The organism is Rhizobium sp. NXC24 (assembly GCF_002944315.1).
GTDB lineage: Bacteria > Pseudomonadota > Alphaproteobacteria > Rhizobiales > Rhizobiaceae > Rhizobium.
This window is the reverse complement of record NZ_CP024311.1, coordinates 2,975,866-2,990,023: the sequence shown is the minus strand read 5'-3', so window position 1 is coordinate 2,990,023 and position 14,158 is coordinate 2,975,866. Positions and strand designations below refer to the sequence as shown.

The 14,158-nt window shown below is 59.9% G+C and carries 15 protein-coding genes; 4 read left to right on the top strand and 11 right to left on the bottom strand.

The genetic code is table 11. From position 1 onward, the window contains the following. Positions 1 to 23: 23 nt before the first annotated feature. Genes NXC24_RS14810 through NXC24_RS14795 form a run of 4 tightly spaced genes read right to left on the bottom strand, consistent with a single transcriptional unit; the run spans position 24 to position 3,180 of the window. On the bottom strand, positions 24 to 1,157 hold the full coding sequence (locus NXC24_RS14810; protein WP_104823988.1) for an ABC transporter permease: 1,134 nt from the start codon (positions 1,155 to 1,157) through the stop codon (positions 24 to 26). Continuing rightward, positions 1,154 to 2,041 carry an ABC transporter permease gene (locus NXC24_RS14805; RefSeq protein ID WP_104823987.1) on the bottom strand — a complete coding sequence of 296 codons (888 nt, stop codon included), beginning with the start codon at positions 2,039 to 2,041 and terminating at the stop codon, positions 1,154 to 1,156. Before NXC24_RS14805 ends, NXC24_RS14810 begins: the two co-directional genes overlap by 4 nt. A gap of 2 nt (positions 2,042 to 2,043) precedes the next feature. Next, positions 2,044 to 2,379, bottom strand: coding sequence for a hypothetical protein (locus NXC24_RS14800; RefSeq protein ID WP_104823986.1), 336 nt, complete (start codon positions 2,377 to 2,379; stop codon positions 2,044 to 2,046). 9 nt (positions 2,380 to 2,388) lie between these two features. Then, on the bottom strand, positions 2,389 to 3,180 hold the full coding sequence (locus NXC24_RS14795; RefSeq protein ID WP_104823985.1) for an ABC transporter ATP-binding protein: 792 nt from the start codon (positions 3,178 to 3,180) through the stop codon (positions 2,389 to 2,391). Positions 3,181 to 3,304: 124 nt separating this feature from the next. Between NXC24_RS14795 and NXC24_RS14790 the strand changes: the two genes are divergently transcribed. Further along, positions 3,305 to 3,718 carry a cupin domain-containing protein gene (locus NXC24_RS14790; protein WP_104823984.1) on the top strand — a complete coding sequence of 138 codons (414 nt, stop codon included), beginning with the start codon at positions 3,305 to 3,307 and terminating at the stop codon, positions 3,716 to 3,718. 30 nt (positions 3,719 to 3,748) lie between these two features. On the opposite strand, the gene hydA is transcribed toward NXC24_RS14790, so the two are convergent. Next, positions 3,749 to 5,203 (bottom strand): dihydropyrimidinase, encoded by a 1,455-nt coding sequence (gene hydA, locus NXC24_RS14785; RefSeq protein WP_104823983.1) that lies wholly within the window; start codon positions 5,201 to 5,203, stop codon positions 3,749 to 3,751. A 49-nt stretch (positions 5,204 to 5,252) separates the two neighbouring features. After that, positions 5,253 to 6,506, bottom strand: coding sequence for a Zn-dependent hydrolase (locus NXC24_RS14780; RefSeq protein WP_104823982.1), 1,254 nt, complete (start codon positions 6,504 to 6,506; stop codon positions 5,253 to 5,255). A 299-nt stretch (positions 6,507 to 6,805) separates the two neighbouring features. Here NXC24_RS14780 and NXC24_RS14775 point away from each other — a divergent pair, with 299 nt between their 5' ends. Next, positions 6,806 to 7,450, top strand: coding sequence for a TetR family transcriptional regulator C-terminal domain-containing protein (locus NXC24_RS14775; RefSeq protein WP_104823981.1), 645 nt, complete (start codon positions 6,806 to 6,808; stop codon positions 7,448 to 7,450). 94 nt (positions 7,451 to 7,544) lie between these two features. Here NXC24_RS14775 and NXC24_RS35705 read toward each other — a convergent pair whose 3' ends face one another. The 5 genes from NXC24_RS35705 to NXC24_RS14750 all read right to left on the bottom strand — a co-directional run bounded on the left by NXC24_RS35705 (position 7,545) and on the right by NXC24_RS14750 (position 13,095). Beyond that, complete coding sequence (locus NXC24_RS35705) at positions 7,545 to 7,631, bottom strand: SEC-C metal-binding domain-containing protein (protein WP_245276515.1); 87 nt, start codon at positions 7,629 to 7,631, stop codon at positions 7,545 to 7,547. 308 nt (positions 7,632 to 7,939) lie between these two features. Continuing rightward, positions 7,940 to 9,253, bottom strand: a complete 1,314-nt coding sequence (gene preA, locus NXC24_RS14765) for an NAD-dependent dihydropyrimidine dehydrogenase subunit PreA (RefSeq protein ID WP_104823980.1) — start codon at positions 9,251 to 9,253, stop codon at positions 7,940 to 7,942. Positions 9,254 to 9,266: 13 nt separating this feature from the next. Then, positions 9,267 to 10,625: an NAD(P)-dependent oxidoreductase gene (locus NXC24_RS14760; RefSeq protein ID WP_104823979.1), complete on the bottom strand. Its 1,359-nt coding sequence runs from the start codon at positions 10,623 to 10,625 to the stop codon at positions 9,267 to 9,269. A 496-nt stretch (positions 10,626 to 11,121) separates the two neighbouring features. Further along, the gene (locus NXC24_RS14755; protein WP_199773581.1) at positions 11,122 to 12,105 is read right to left on the bottom strand and encodes a PAS domain-containing sensor histidine kinase; all 984 of its coding nucleotides are present in this window, start codon (positions 12,103 to 12,105) and stop codon (positions 11,122 to 11,124) included. A 195-nt stretch (positions 12,106 to 12,300) separates the two neighbouring features. Then, positions 12,301 to 13,095, bottom strand: a complete 795-nt coding sequence (locus tag NXC24_RS14750; RefSeq protein ID WP_104823977.1) for a response regulator — start codon at positions 13,093 to 13,095, stop codon at positions 12,301 to 12,303. A 256-nt stretch (positions 13,096 to 13,351) separates the two neighbouring features. Here NXC24_RS14750 and NXC24_RS14745 point away from each other — a divergent pair, with 256 nt between their 5' ends. Continuing rightward, positions 13,352 to 13,558 (top strand): NepR family anti-sigma factor, encoded by a 207-nt coding sequence (locus NXC24_RS14745; RefSeq protein ID WP_028751877.1) that lies wholly within the window; start codon positions 13,352 to 13,354, stop codon positions 13,556 to 13,558. Between the two features lie 12 nt (positions 13,559 to 13,570). Continuing rightward, positions 13,571 to 14,122 carry an RNA polymerase sigma factor gene (locus NXC24_RS14740; protein WP_104823976.1) on the top strand — a complete coding sequence of 184 codons (552 nt, stop codon included), beginning with the start codon at positions 13,571 to 13,573 and terminating at the stop codon, positions 14,120 to 14,122. Positions 14,123 to 14,158: the final 36 nt, after the last annotated feature.

Genomic DNA, 14,158 nt, shown 5'->3' with positions numbered 1-14,158 from the left:
TGATCCCTTGGCAGGATCCTGAACTACGTCTTTCCACCACGGATAGACGGATGCCAGAACGTCGTCATCCGTTCGAGAACGGCGACGATACCGTAGAAGACGGAACCCGCAACCGCGGCAACCGCGATCTCGGCCCAGACCATGTCGAGGTTCAACCGACCGTTTTCGGTCGAGATGCGAAAGCCCATGCCCGACATGGGTGTACCAAAGAACTCTGCCACGATGGCACCGATAAGGGCCAACGTCGAGTTGATCTTTAGCGCATTGAAAATAAAGGGAGCCGCGGCGGGCAGGCGAAGCTTGAACAGCGTCTGCCAATAGTTCGATGCATAGGTGCGCATGAGATCGCGCTCCATATGACCGGCGGCGGCGAGGCCGGCAACCGTGTTCACCAGCATCGGGAAGAAGGTCATGATGACGACGACGGCCGCTTTCGACTGCCAATCGAAGCCGAACCACATGACCATGATCGGCGCGACGCCGATGATTGGCAGAGCGGAGACCAGATTGCCGATCGGCAGCAGGCCGCGACGCAGGAAGGCGAAGCGATCGGCAAGGATGGCGACGATAAAGCCGCTGGAGCAACCGATGATGTAGCCGATCAGAACCGATCGGAAGATCGTCTGTTGAACATCCGTCCAGAGAATCGACATGGAGCCGGCAATCCGCGCGCCGATGGCGCTTGGCGGCGGCAGGAGGATGAAAGGAATACCGGCCCCGCGTGTCACCGCTTCCCAGATGACGATGATCCACACGCCGAAGATCACGGGAATCAGCAACCGTAACGTATAGCCGTCGGCAGTCGAGGGAGACTGGATGATAGAAAGGATGGAAACGCAACGCCAGGCGAGCAGCCAGGCCGCGGCCAGCAGGAAGAAAAACGATGCAAGAGCGTTGCCTTCGTTGCCCGATATTCCAGCCAGCAACAGCCAGGCGGCTGCGTGCGCGGCAAAGAAGAGGATCGCCGCGCAGAGCGTTGCTGACAGGTTCATGAAGGAACTAATGGCCGCGGCACCAATGAGAATGAAAATGACAAAAGTGGTCCCGCTACTGAAGGGCGTGGCGGTATCGGTGGTAAGCAGCGGCAGAGCTGGGAGTGCCGCAAGGCAAAGAAGAAGGGAGAGCGTGCTTTGCCACGACAAATGAAGATTTTTCATGCCGCGCGACCTCCCATGGCGTGATCGACGATACGCGCTGCGATACTGACGACGGCAATCAACGCGGCCGCTAGTATCGAGCCGGCGACAAGCGTCGCCCATATATCGATCGTCAGGCTTTGGTAGGAGCCTGCGAGCAGCTTGGCACCGATGCCGGCGACGGCGCCCGTTGGCAGTTCACCAACGATGGTACCGGTGAGGCTCGCAGCGATTGCAACTTTCATCGAGGTGAAGAGGAAGGGGACCGAGGCGGGCACGCGCAGCTTCCAAAATGTCTGCGCGGCACTGGCATTGTAGGTGCGCATGAGATCGAGGTGCATGACCTCCGGCGACCGCAATCCCTTCACCATGCCGACGGCGACGGGGAAGAAGGAGAGGTAGGTCGACACCAGCGCCTTGGGAATAAGGCCGGTAATGCCGATCGAACCCAATACAACAACGACCATTGGCGCGATGGCGAGGATCGGCACGGTTTGCGAGGCGATGATCCAGGGCATCAGGCTGCGGTCGAGCGCGACGACATGCACGATACCGACGGCGATCAGAATACCGAGAAACGTACCGAAGGCGAAACCGACCGCAGTGGAGGACAATGTCACCCAGGCATTGTAGACGAGACTGCGGTTGCTTGTCGGCGCGCGAAGGAAGGTGTTTTCAAAGACATTTTGCGCCACCTGATGCGGCGCCGGCAGGATCGGCTTCGGTTGTGACAGCGTTTTGCCGATGAATTCCATCGTCGTCGGGGTGACGTTGGCGCGCCGGTCGAGATCGCGCTGGAAGGGCGTGTTGAGAATAACGGCAAAAGCGTACCACAACAGGATGATTGCCAGTATGATGGTCGTAACCGGCACGAATTTGTGCTTGAAGAATTGCTCCTTCTCCATGGTCACGCCCCTCTTTCCGTCGGAAACAGCATCAGCGCCATCGCGACGATGCCGAGCCCAACGCCGGCAAGCTGCGGCATGCTGAGCCGCTCGCCAAAGACGACGAAGGCAACGATATTGACGACCACGAGCTGGGCGATGGCGGAGGCGGAAATCGCCAGGCCCAGTCCGCCCTCGCGCATTAGCCGGACCATCATCAGATTGCCCACACAATAGAGAATGAGGGCCAGGATGAGGATCAATATGTTGTTGTTGGCGATATAAGCCCGCGAAGCGGTCGCGCCACCGATGAAAATCGCCATGGCGCCGGTGAGCCAGAGGAGGAATTGCGGGTTCATTGTGTGATCCTATTCCCCATAGCTGTGTCCTGCCCTCAGCCCTTCGCGGACACGATGGGCGATCTCCAGGAATTCAGGGGTTTCACGAATGTCCAGCGGGCGTTCGAGCGGAAGGGTGGAGTCGATGACATCGGTGACGCGGCCGGGACGGGGCGACATGACGACGATCTTCGTGGAGAGATAAACCGCCTCCGGGATCGAGTGCGTCACGAAACAGATGGTCTTGTTCGTTCGCTTCCAGAGCTTCAGCAGCTCCTCGTTGAGGTGGTCACGGACGATTTCGTCGAGGGCGCCGAAGGGCTCGTCCATCAGCAGCAGGTCGGCGTCGAAGGCGAGCGCACGGGCGATCGAGGCGCGCTGCTGCATGCCGCCGGAGAGCTGCCAGGGGTATTTGTGCGCGAAACCGGTGAGATTGACCAGATCCAGCGTCTGCGCGATGCGCTTGGCATGATCACTTCTGGGATAGCCCATAATTTCCAGCGGCAGAGCGATATTCTTTTCGATCGTGCGCCAGGGATAAAGGGCGGGCGCCTGAAAGACATACCCGTAGGCGCGGTTGGTGCGCGCCTCTTCCGGCGTCATGCCATTGACGGTGATGTCGCCGGAGGTCTTGCGCTCGAGATCCGCGATGACCCGCAGAAACGTGGTCTTGCCACAGCCGGACGGGCCGATGAAGGAGACGAAATCGCCCTTGCGCACGTCGAGATCGACATTGCTCAGCGCATGCACCGGCCCGTCATTTGTCTCGTAGGTGAGGCAGAGGTTCCGCGCGGAGACGACGGAGGGAGCGGATGACGTCATTAACACCTACCAGTCATGTTTTCGCCGCGCAGTCGGGGCGGATTGCGTGTTATTCTACGTGGCATCGCGGTGGTTTTAGAACCTAAGGACGCCGAAGATCTATCGAATTTTATGGAGGAATGGCATGAGCGTTTCATCGAAGCCCACCTGCCGCATCGTGCAGCCCGGCAGTACCTATGCCGGGAAACAGGGCTTCAACTACTTCGAAGGGATCGCCGCCGAGACAGTGGGCTCGACCGGCATCTGCATGCATCTCCTGACGATCCCGCCGGGCGGACGCGCCAAGGCGCATCTGCATGCCGCGCATGAGACAGCGATCTACGCGCTGTCCGGCGAGACGCATTGCTGGTTCGGCGATGAGCTGGAAGAGCATGTTGTCGTTCACGCCGGCGAGATGTTCTATATTCCGGCCGGTGTTCCGCATCTGCCCGCCAATCTCAGCGACCGGCCGGCGACAGCCATCATCGCCCGCACCGATCCGAACGAGCAGGAAAGTGTCGTCCTGCTGCCGGATCTGGAGCGGTATGTGCCGTTGTGAGCTGATGGAGCGGAACGCCGTCGCCAAGCGTCACACTCCGCTTGCCGGAATGCCGCTGCGCTGAACCTTGCGCGGCGCCGTGACGTCTTTCCAGGTCGAGAGTGCGCGGTTGACGGCGGTGAAAGGCTCGCGCTTGACGAACTCGCCATGGCCCTGCTGCGTTTTGACCGTGCTTTCCTCGATGGCAACCACGCCGCGGGTCAGCGTATAGCGCGGCAGGCCCGTCACTTGCTTGCCTTCGAAGACATTGTAGTCGATCGCCGATTGCTGCGTCTTGGCGGTGATAGTCTTCGAACGCTTCGGATCCCAGACGACGATGTCGGCATCGGCACCGACGAGGATTGCGCCCTTCTTCGGATAGATGTTGAGGATCTTGGCGATGTTGGTCGATGTCACCGCCACGAACTCGTTCATGGTCAGGCGACCGGTGTTGACGCCATTGGTCCAGAGCATGGGCATGCGATCCTCGAGACCGCCGGTGCCGTTCGGGATCTTGGTGAAATCGCCGAGGCCGAAACGCTTCTGTTCGGTCGTAAACGCGCAATGGTCGGTGGCGACCACCTGCAGCGAGCCGGAGGCGAGGCCGGCCCAGAGGCTGTCCTGATGCTGCTTGTTGCGGAAGGGCGGCGACATGACGCGGCGGGCGGCATGGTCCCAATCGGCATTGGCATATTCGCTCTCATCAAGCGTCAAGTGCTGGATCAGCGGCTCGCCATAGACGCGCATGCCCTTCTGGCGGGCGCGGCGGATGGCTTCGTGCGCCTGTTCGCAGGAGGTATGAACGATATAGACCGGGCTGCCGGCCATGTCGGCGATCATGATGGCGCGGTTCGTCGCTTCGCCTTCGACCTCGGCGGGGCGGGAATAGGCATGCGCTTCCGGGCCGTTATTACCCTCGGCAAGCAGTTTCGCCTGCATCTGCGCGACCACGTCGCCGTTCTCGGCATGAACGAGTGGCAGGGCGCCGAGCTCGGCGCAGCGTTGGAAGGAGGAGAACATCTCGTCGTCATCCACCATCAGCGCGCCCTTATAGGCCATGAAGTGCTTGAACGTGTTGATGCCCTTCTCGCGGACGACGGCTTCCATCTCGTTGAAGACCTGCTCGCTCCACCAGGTAATCGCCATGTGGAAGGAGTAATCGCAGTTTGCCCGCGTCGACTTGTTGTCCCACATGGTCAGCGCCTCGAGCAGCGACTGGCCGGGCGAGGGCAGGGCGAAATCCACCACCATAGTCGTGCCGCCGGCAAGGGCAGCCCGCGTACCGCTCTCGAAATCGTCAGAGGAATAGGTACCCATGAATGGCATTTCGAGATGCGTATGCGGATCGATGCCGCCCGGCAGGACATAACAGCCCGAAGCATCGAGCACTTCATTGCCGGACAGGTTCTGCCCGATCTCGACAATCTTGCCGCCTTCGACCTTGACGTCGGCCTTATAGGTCAAATCGGCCGTGACGATGGTTCCACCCTTGATGACTGTGCTCATGGTGTCTGCTCCCGATATGTGAAATTCTGGTGCTGCGCGAGTAGGGCTGTCACGCCACAATCTCCGCAGTCTCCAAGACCGCGTGGAACAGCACATCCGCGCCCGCGGTCGCCCATTCCTTGGAAATCTCCTCTGCCTCGTTGTGCGACAGGCCACCGACGCAGGGGCACATGACCATGGTGGCGGGCGCTACCTTGGCGGCCCAGCAGGCGTCGTGACCGGCGCCGGAGATGAGGTTCATGTGGCTGTAGCCCAGCTTCTCCGCGGCATCGCGCACGGCGGTGACGAGCTTCGGATCGAAGGTCACGGGCTCGAAATGACCGATGGCTTCGACCGAGCAGCCGACGCCAAGGGCGTCGCAGATAACCGGCGCCTCAGCCTCGATCCTGGCGCGCATGCGGTCGAGCTTCACCTTGTCGGGCGAGCGGATGTCGACGGTGAAGACGACCTTGCCCGGCAGCACGTTGCGCGAATTCGGCGAGAAGAAAACCTGGCCGACGCCGCCGACGGCACCCGGCTGGCTGTCCATCGCGACGCCCTGCACCATTTCGATGATCCGCGACATGGCAAGCCCGGCATTGACGCGCATGTTCATCGGCGTCGAGCCGGTATGCGCTTCCTTGCCGGTGAGCGTGAATTCCAGCCACCACAGTCCCTGACAGTGCGTGACGACACCGATGGTCTTGTCCTCGGCCTCAAGGATCGGTCCCTGCTCGATGTGGTATTCGAAATAGGCATGCATCTTGCGGCTTCCGACTTCTTCCTCGCCGAGCCAGCCGATGCGCTTCAGCTCCTCGCCGTAGGTTTTGCCCTCCGGGTCCTTGCGGCCGTAGGCGTAGTCCAGCGAATGCACTCCAGCGAAGACGCCGGAGGCGAGCATGGCGGGGGCGAAGCGCGCACCTTCTTCATTGGCCCAGTTGGTGACCACGATCGGATGCTTGGTCTTGATGCCGAGATCGTTCATCGTGCGAACAACTTCCAGCGCGCCGAGCACGCCGAGCACGCCGTCATATTTGCCGCCGGTCGGCTGGGTGTCGAGATGCGAACCGACATAGACCGGTAGCGCATCCGGATCCGTGCCGGGGCGGGTCGCGAACATCGTGCCCATCTTGTCGACGCCCACCGTCAAGCCGGCTTCGTCGCACCACGTCTTGAAAAGGCTGCGGCCTTCAGCGTCGGCGTCGGTCAGCGTCTGGCGATTGTTGCCGCCGGCGATGCCGGGGCCGATCTTCGCCATGTCCATCAGTGCGTCCCAAAGGCGATCGCCATTGATACGCATGTTTTCCCCTGGCGCTGCCACCATGATGCAATCCTCACCTGTTTGTCCCGGGTCATGCAAGGCGCATGCCCAATTGTTCCCGATGGTCGCTTCCGGTGCGCTTGCTTGTTTTTCTCGCCCCGGAAAATCGCCGGTTGCCTTTAAAAGACATCTGGCAGATAATTTGACCGATTGGTAAACATTACAACTTCCGTGGCGGCGCTCAAGACGAAAAGCACGAAAATTCCCGACAAAATTAAAGGCAATTGCCCAAAATCAGAGCATGGGCAGGGGAATGAGGGCTTGGCCGAAGGGCTTGGATTTCAAGGAGAAACAAAGCAGACATGGCCATCCCCAGAGCCGCCAAGACGCAACGCCGCACTCGCATCCAAGAAGAAAAAGAGGAAGTGATACTCGAAGCCGCGCTGGACGTATTTTCAGTACACGGCTTTCGCGGCTCTACCATCGACCAAATCGCCGAAGTCGCCGGCATGTCGAAACCCAATCTGCTTTATTATTTCCGCACGAAGGAAGCCATGCATAGGGCGCTGATCGACCGCGTGCTGTTTACCTGGCTGGAGCCCCTGCGCGCCTTCAACGCCAATGGCAATCCCGAAAGCGAGATCCGCTCCTATATCCGCCGCAAATTGGAGATGGCCCGCGATTTTCCGCGGGAAAGCCGCCTGTTCGCGAACGAGATGCTGCAGGGGGCGCCGCATGTCGAGGACGAACTCCGAGGTCCGCTGAAGAGCCTTGTCGATGAAAAGGCCGAGGTCATCCGCGCCTGGGCGAAGGCCGGAAAGATCGCCAAATGCGATCCCTATCACCTGATCTTCTCCATCTGGTCCACGACGCAGCATTATGCGGATTTCGATGTGCAGGTGCGTGCCGTGCTCGGGCAGGAACATTCCGGCGAGGGGCGTTTCGAGGACGCGGCCCGCTATCTGGAGAAGCTCTTCGTCGATGGTCTCGGTATACGGCGGTCGTGAGCGGCGGCGCAATTCCGCGAAAAGATTGCGCCGCACTTGGGGGCTGATGGAGCTCAGCTCCGCTCTCTAAAAATAGTAATCCCGTTCGATGCCGTCATAGCGGCCTGATTTCAGGCAGCAGCTCTTGAAACCTCCTCCGGGAACCGCAGGGGCAGGGATCGTTACGGCCGAGTTTTTCGATCAGCTCGACATCACCATGGATGAATTGCGAGCCGGTCTTTACCCGAGTTTCCGATGGGAATGACTTGCGTCGTTTGGACGTGACCTCAAAAGCTCACGTCATGGAGGGTTCTGGATTTGCGTGACATAGCCGCCTCCTCTGTGTTGCTGCTGCTGCGATTGTCTGCAGCGCGCGTCCTATAGCTCGATTTTCGTGCTTCCGCGAGCCGCAAGACACATTTTCTGAGCAAGGCTAATACGGCTATGAAAAAGACGGCCGCAGCAAGCTGCGACCGCCTCATTTTACTTCCCGCCGATATTTGGGCGCTGTTACTCCGCCGCCTGCCGAGCCATCGGATTGTTCGGATGGGTCGTCCAGTTGGCGTAGTTCGGGTCGACGGCCTTACCGGTGCGCTTGTCGAGCGCGCCTGCCGGCAAGGCTTCCATGGTGATGCAGTTTTCGACCGGACAGACGCTGACGCAGAGATTGCAGCCGACGCATTCCTCGTCCATCACCTCAAAATGCCTGACGCCGTCGACCATGTTGGTGATCGCCTGGTGCGAAGTGTCTTCGCAGGCGATGTAGCAGCGACCGCATTTGATGCAGGCGTCCTGGTCGATCTTTGCCTTGGCGATGTAGTTGAGGTTGAGATACTGCCAGTCGGAAACATTCGGCACGGCGCGGCCGATGATGTCGTCCAGATTGCGGTGACCCTTTTCGTCCATCCAGTCGGAGAGGCCCGATATCATTTCCTGGACGATCTTGAAGCCGTAGGTCATCGCTGCGGTGCAGACCTGTACGTTGCCGGCGCCGAGCGCCAGGAATTCGGCTGCGTCACGCCAGGTGGTGATGCCGCCGATGCCGGAGATCGGCAGGCCGTAGGTTTCGGGATCGCGGGCGATCTCGGCCACCATGTTGAGCGCGATCGGCTTGACGGCCGGGCCGCAATAGCCGCCGTGGCTGCCCTTGCCGCCGACAGTGGGGTTCGGCGCGAAATTGTCGAGATCGACGGAGACGATCGAGTTGATCGTATTGATCAGCGACACGGCGTCCGTACCGCCGGCCTTGGCGGCGCGGGCGGGCTTGCGGATGTCGGTGATATTCGGCGTCAGCTTGGTGATGACGGGCATGCGGGTATATTGCTTGCACCAGCGCACGACCATTTCGATATATTCCGGCACCTGTCCGACCGCGGAGCCCATGCCGCGCTCGGACATGCCGTGCGGACAGCCGAAATTGAGCTCGATGCCATCGGCACCGGTTTCTTCCACCAGTGGCAGGATGGCCTTCCAGGCCTGCTCCTCGCAGGGCACCATGATCGAGGCGATCAGGGCGCGGTCCGGCCAGTTCATCTTCACCTGCTTCATCTCGCGCAGGTTGGTATAGAGGTCGCGGTCGGTGATCAGCTCGATATTGTTGAGGCCGAGCAGGCGGCGATCGGCGCCCCAGATCGCACCATAGCGCGGGCCGTTGACGTTGACGACCGGCGGGCCTTCCTCGCCCAGCGTCTTCCAGACCACGCCGCCCCAGCCCGCCTTGAAGGCGCGTTCGACGTTGTAGGCCTTATCGGTCGGCGGCGCCGAGGCGAGCCAGAACGGGTTCGGGGATTTGATGCCGATGAAATTATTGCGGAGATCAGCCATTTTGGTTCTCCTTTCAGGCGACTGCAGCGGCCGGCTTGGCGGCAGCGAGCGCACGATTGATGGATTCGGCCGCGTCGCGACCCTGTGCAACGGCGGAGACCGTCAGGTCGTCGCCGCCGAGCACGCAGTCGCCGCCGGCCCAGACGCCGTCAAGCGAGGTCCGGCCTTCGCCGTCGATGGAAATGCGGCCGGATTCCATGCGCAATGCGCCGAGCCCGGAGGCCTCGAAGGTCTGGCCGATCGCCTTGAAGATCTGATCGGCGGCGATGACGCCAGTATCGCCGGTGCCGGTCAACTTGCCGTCGCGTAGTTCCGTATATTCGACTTCGATGCCGGCGACTTTGCCGTCCTTGTCGAGGATACGCTTCGGCGCCAGCCAGTGGCGAATGATGACACCCTTTGAAGCGGCAAGGTCCTGCTCGTATTCCGAGGCGTTCATATGCTCCTTGCCGCGGCGATAACAGATCGTCACCTCTTCGGCGCCGAGCAGCTTTGCCTGCACGGCAGCGTCGATCGCGGTCATGCCGCCGCCGAGGACGACGACACGGCGACCGATGGCGATATCGGCCTTGTCCTTGGCCTGGCGCAGATCGGCGATATAGGCGACGGCATCGGCGACGCCGTCGAGATCTTCGCCTTCGGCACGCAGCGCGTTGACGCCGGCGAGGCCGAGGCCGAGGAAGACGGCGTCATACTGCGACGAAAGATCGGCAAGGCTGAAATCCCGGCCGAGCGCTTGGCCGTGCTTTACTTCGATGCCGCCGATCGACAGAACATAGTCAACTTCCTTCTGGGCGAAATCGTCGACCGTCTTGTAGGTGGCGATGCCGTATTCGTTGAGGCCGCCGGCCTTTTCGCGGGCGTCGAAGATGGTGACGTCATGGCCATTCACCGCCAGGCGGTGGGCGCAGGCAAGGCCGGCCGGACCGGCGCCGACGACGGCGATCTTCTTGCCGGTCGAAGCGGCACGGGCATAGAACTGCTTGTTCTCGGCCATTGCCGTGTCGGTAGCATAGCGCTGCAGGCGGCCGATTTCGACGGGGCGCTCTTCGGCAGTATTGCGCACGCAGGCCTGCTCGCAGAGCTGTTCGGTGGGACAGACTCGGGCGCACATACCGCCCAGAATGTTCTGGTCGAAGATAGTCTTGGCCGAGCCGATGGGGTTGCCGGTCGAGATCTGCCGGATGAATAGCGGAATGTCGATGGAGGTCGGACAGGCCGTCATGCACGGCGCGTCATAGCAGAAATAACAGCGGTCGGCAGCGACCAAAGCCTCGTGACGGTCAAGGCGCGGATGCAGATCGGAAAAGTTCTGATCATATTCGGCCGGCGTCAGCCTGCCTTTATGAATCCCAGTTTCCAGTCGTCCCATTGAAGTTCCCTCATTATAGTAAACGGCCAGTGGAATGAACGGTAACTCAGGTTAAAAAATTTATCAAACGGTAAAATTTTGGAGAGTTCCGGCATTGCAAGCACAGGGATAGCTGTCATGGCCGCCTAGCCCGGAGGGCGGCGGAGGGGCCTCCGCTAAACATATGTTTTAGTTTATTTTCGAGGATCGATTGCTGGCTGACTGGAGGGTAAGCCGGACGCTTCCAAGTCCAGCGTGGCTATAAACATTCGTTGGCGCCCATTTTTGAAGTTCGCGATGGACGCTCGGGAAAAAATCAAAATTTTTTTTAGAAAGATGGAACCAAGGTTGGGCGCGGTCGTTAAGAAGGTGTCTTGGTGATGATCGCATCAACCGATGCACGCCCCCAAAACTCATCACCGGGCATCTACTCACGGTCCCCTCCCGATGAGTGAAAAGCAGCCAGTGCGCCGCCCTCGCGCTGGCTGTTTTCTTTTGCAGTCTGCGTTTCGGATTGTCAGCGGCGCTTCAGGATTTCGTATTCGGTTTCGGGTATCGTCAGGCGATAGCCGATGCTGTCATCGTCGATCGCGAACTGGGCGCGCCCGTTCATCGATGTGGGCACGACCCGCTCCAGCACGGTGCGGCTGAAGCTGTTGTCCTCGAACTCATGGTCGGCGGGGAAATAGAAGCGCTCTGACCAGGCCACTTCGATCGCCTTCTTGCCATCGAGTTCGGACTCCTTGCAGTTCAGCGTGATGCTGGTGGCGCCGGCGGAAATGGCGCCGTGTGAGGCGGAATTGACGATCAGCTCGTGCAGGGCAAGGCCGAGATGGACGGCCGCATTCGGCGTGAGATGCGCATTGATCCCGTAGATCGGCATCGGCACGCCGGCATCGGGCCAATAGGGGGCGAATTGCTTTTCGGCAAGTTCGAACAGATAGGCGCCGCGCCAGCTTGAATCGGTGATCAGGTCCTGCGAATTCGACAGGGATTGCAGGCGGCCGCGGAACTTGATCAGAAAATTGTCGAGCGACAGCGTATGACGCGCCGTCTGCGTCGCTATGCCCTGGATGATCGCCAGGAGGTTCTTGGAGCGATGCGACAGCTCGCGCAGCAGCGATTTCAGCACCTTTTCGCGGTGACGGGTCTCCGTGACCTCGGTAATGACGGAAAGCAGGCCCTGCGGCTTGCGGCCACCGATGCGTTCGATCTTCAGCTCGTAGATGCGCACGCCGTCGCCGGTCACGAACTCCACTTCCGCGCTGACGGGCTTGCCGCTTTCGAGCACTCCGCGTTTCAATTGAGTGAGGTGCTCACCATCCTTCTCGCCGAAAAGATGGCGGTCCGTGCCGCCGATGATGAGGGACGGTTTCAGGTGGTCAGGCAGGTTTTCGGCATAGCGGATCGCGAGGCTTGTATCCTGAAAGAGGATCGAGACGCCGGCGCTGCCCAGCGCCCGCTCCATCATAGCGGCCTTGCCTTCAAAACTTAGAGGCATGCCGGGTAATGGTTCAGTCGTATTCACCGGCTTGCCTTTCACTCCAATTTCGAGAACCCCGCCGACAGGGTATTCTCAGCCGGAAGAACTCAATCCGGTTTATACAATCACTCGCTATAACAGTCGGTAAAGCGTCCCTAAGCTCCCGGAACGTCCGGTTGCTTTCTTTGTTCCGCGACAAAGTGTCGATTCGGGTCAGGCGGCCACCTTTGTGGTTTCATTAAAGAAAAGGGCCTGACTGATCAGAGCTTTCACCATATCGGGATTGAATGGTTTGGTTACGAGGAAGGTCGGCTCCGGCCGCTCGCCGGTCAACAAGCGCTCGGGGAAAGCGGTAATGAAAATGACCGGAATGCTCGACGTCTTGAGGATGTCATTGACGGCGTCGATGCCTGAGCTGCCGTCGGCAAGTTGGATGTCGGCGAGCACCATGCTGGGATTGGTGGCATTATGCAGGGCAACCGCTTCCGCATGGGTGCGGGCGATGCCGGTGACGCGATGTCCGAGGCTTTCCACCATCTGCTCGATATCCATCGCAATCAGCGGTTCGTCCTCGATGATCATGATGTCGGTGGCGACTTGGCGTGAAATCTCTTGGGATGCCTTGTCCAGCAGATTCATGGCCTCGGTCTCGGTCACCTCGAGAATGTCGGCGATCTCGCCGAGACGGAAGTTTTCGACGGAGGCGAGGAGGAAGGCCTGGCGGGCGACCGGAGAAACCTTGGCAAGATTGACCGAGGCGCGCTGTTCCCAAGCATAGGGAGAGGTTGGCTCGGGAATCTGGATCGCCGTGGAACCGAAGAGTTGAGTGAAGAGTTTATAGAGTGCAACGCGGTCGTTGGACGTGTCCGGGAATATGGAAAGATCAGCAATGATCGCTTCCAAAACCGCCGCGACATAGGCGTCACCCGATGTCTGTGTCCCGGTCAGAGCACGGGAGTAGCGGCGCAAATAAGGAAGATGCGGCGCAATGCGTGTGGAAAGTGTCATCAATGGCTCCCGCCCTTTATTAATTCCTAATTGAAACACAGCCTCCAAGACTGCAATGACAAACAAACGCAAATTCAGTAAAAAAGTTCCTCGGCACCGGAACTTTTTTTGGAGAAGTACATTACCCCTGCCGACGAACACTAGGTTCAACTTCTCCGATTCGGGCCGAAGCGGACGTGAGGACCTTCCAAACTGGGGTGCATAGAGGTACACCCCGCATCCATGAACGCAAGAAATGCGGAAGCGAGCAGGCTAAATGACCACCCAAAATCAAGAGGACGCGGACCGTAAACGGCCTGACGTGCGTGCCGCCGATATCCTCGATCCTAACAATCAAATCGGCAATCGGCTGCGCTCATTCTATGCCGCGGTGCAGGATGAGGCTATCCCGGATCGCTTGCTCGACCTGCTCGAGAAGCTGGATCAGGCCGAACGTTTGGCTTCCGCAAAAGTCTCCGATTAAGGAGGAAGCGTCATGGAACCGCAACCGAGCTTCAAGCGCGAACTCCTGGCTGCTCTGCCGAGCTTACGCGCCTTCGCCATCTCGTTGACCGGCCGCCACGACCGTGCCGATGATCTCGTGCAGGACACGATCATGAAGGCTTGGGCCAAGCAGGACCATTTCGAGATGGGCACGAATATGAAGGCCTGGCTCTTCACCATCCTGCGCAACGAACTCTATAGCCAGATGCGCAAGAGCGGCCGCGAGGTGCAGGACAGTGATGGCCTGTTCACGGAATCGATGGCAACGCATCCCTCGCAGTACGGTGCGCTCGACCTGCAGGATTTCCGCAAGGCGCTGGATCAATTGCCGCCCGATCAGCGCGAAGCCATCATCTTGGTCGGCGCGTCCGGTTTTTCCTATGAGGAAGCCGCCGAAATCTGCGGCTGCGCCGTGGGCACCATCAAGAGCCGGGTCAACCGCGCCCGGCAGCGCCTGCAGGAATTGCTGCAGATTTCCGGAGAAGCCGACTTTGGCCCGGACGCCACCTCAGCGCCTTTGACGTCCAAGGCGTTTGCCTTCTAAATCATGCGATCTGTCCTCGCCTGCTGGCGCGGACGG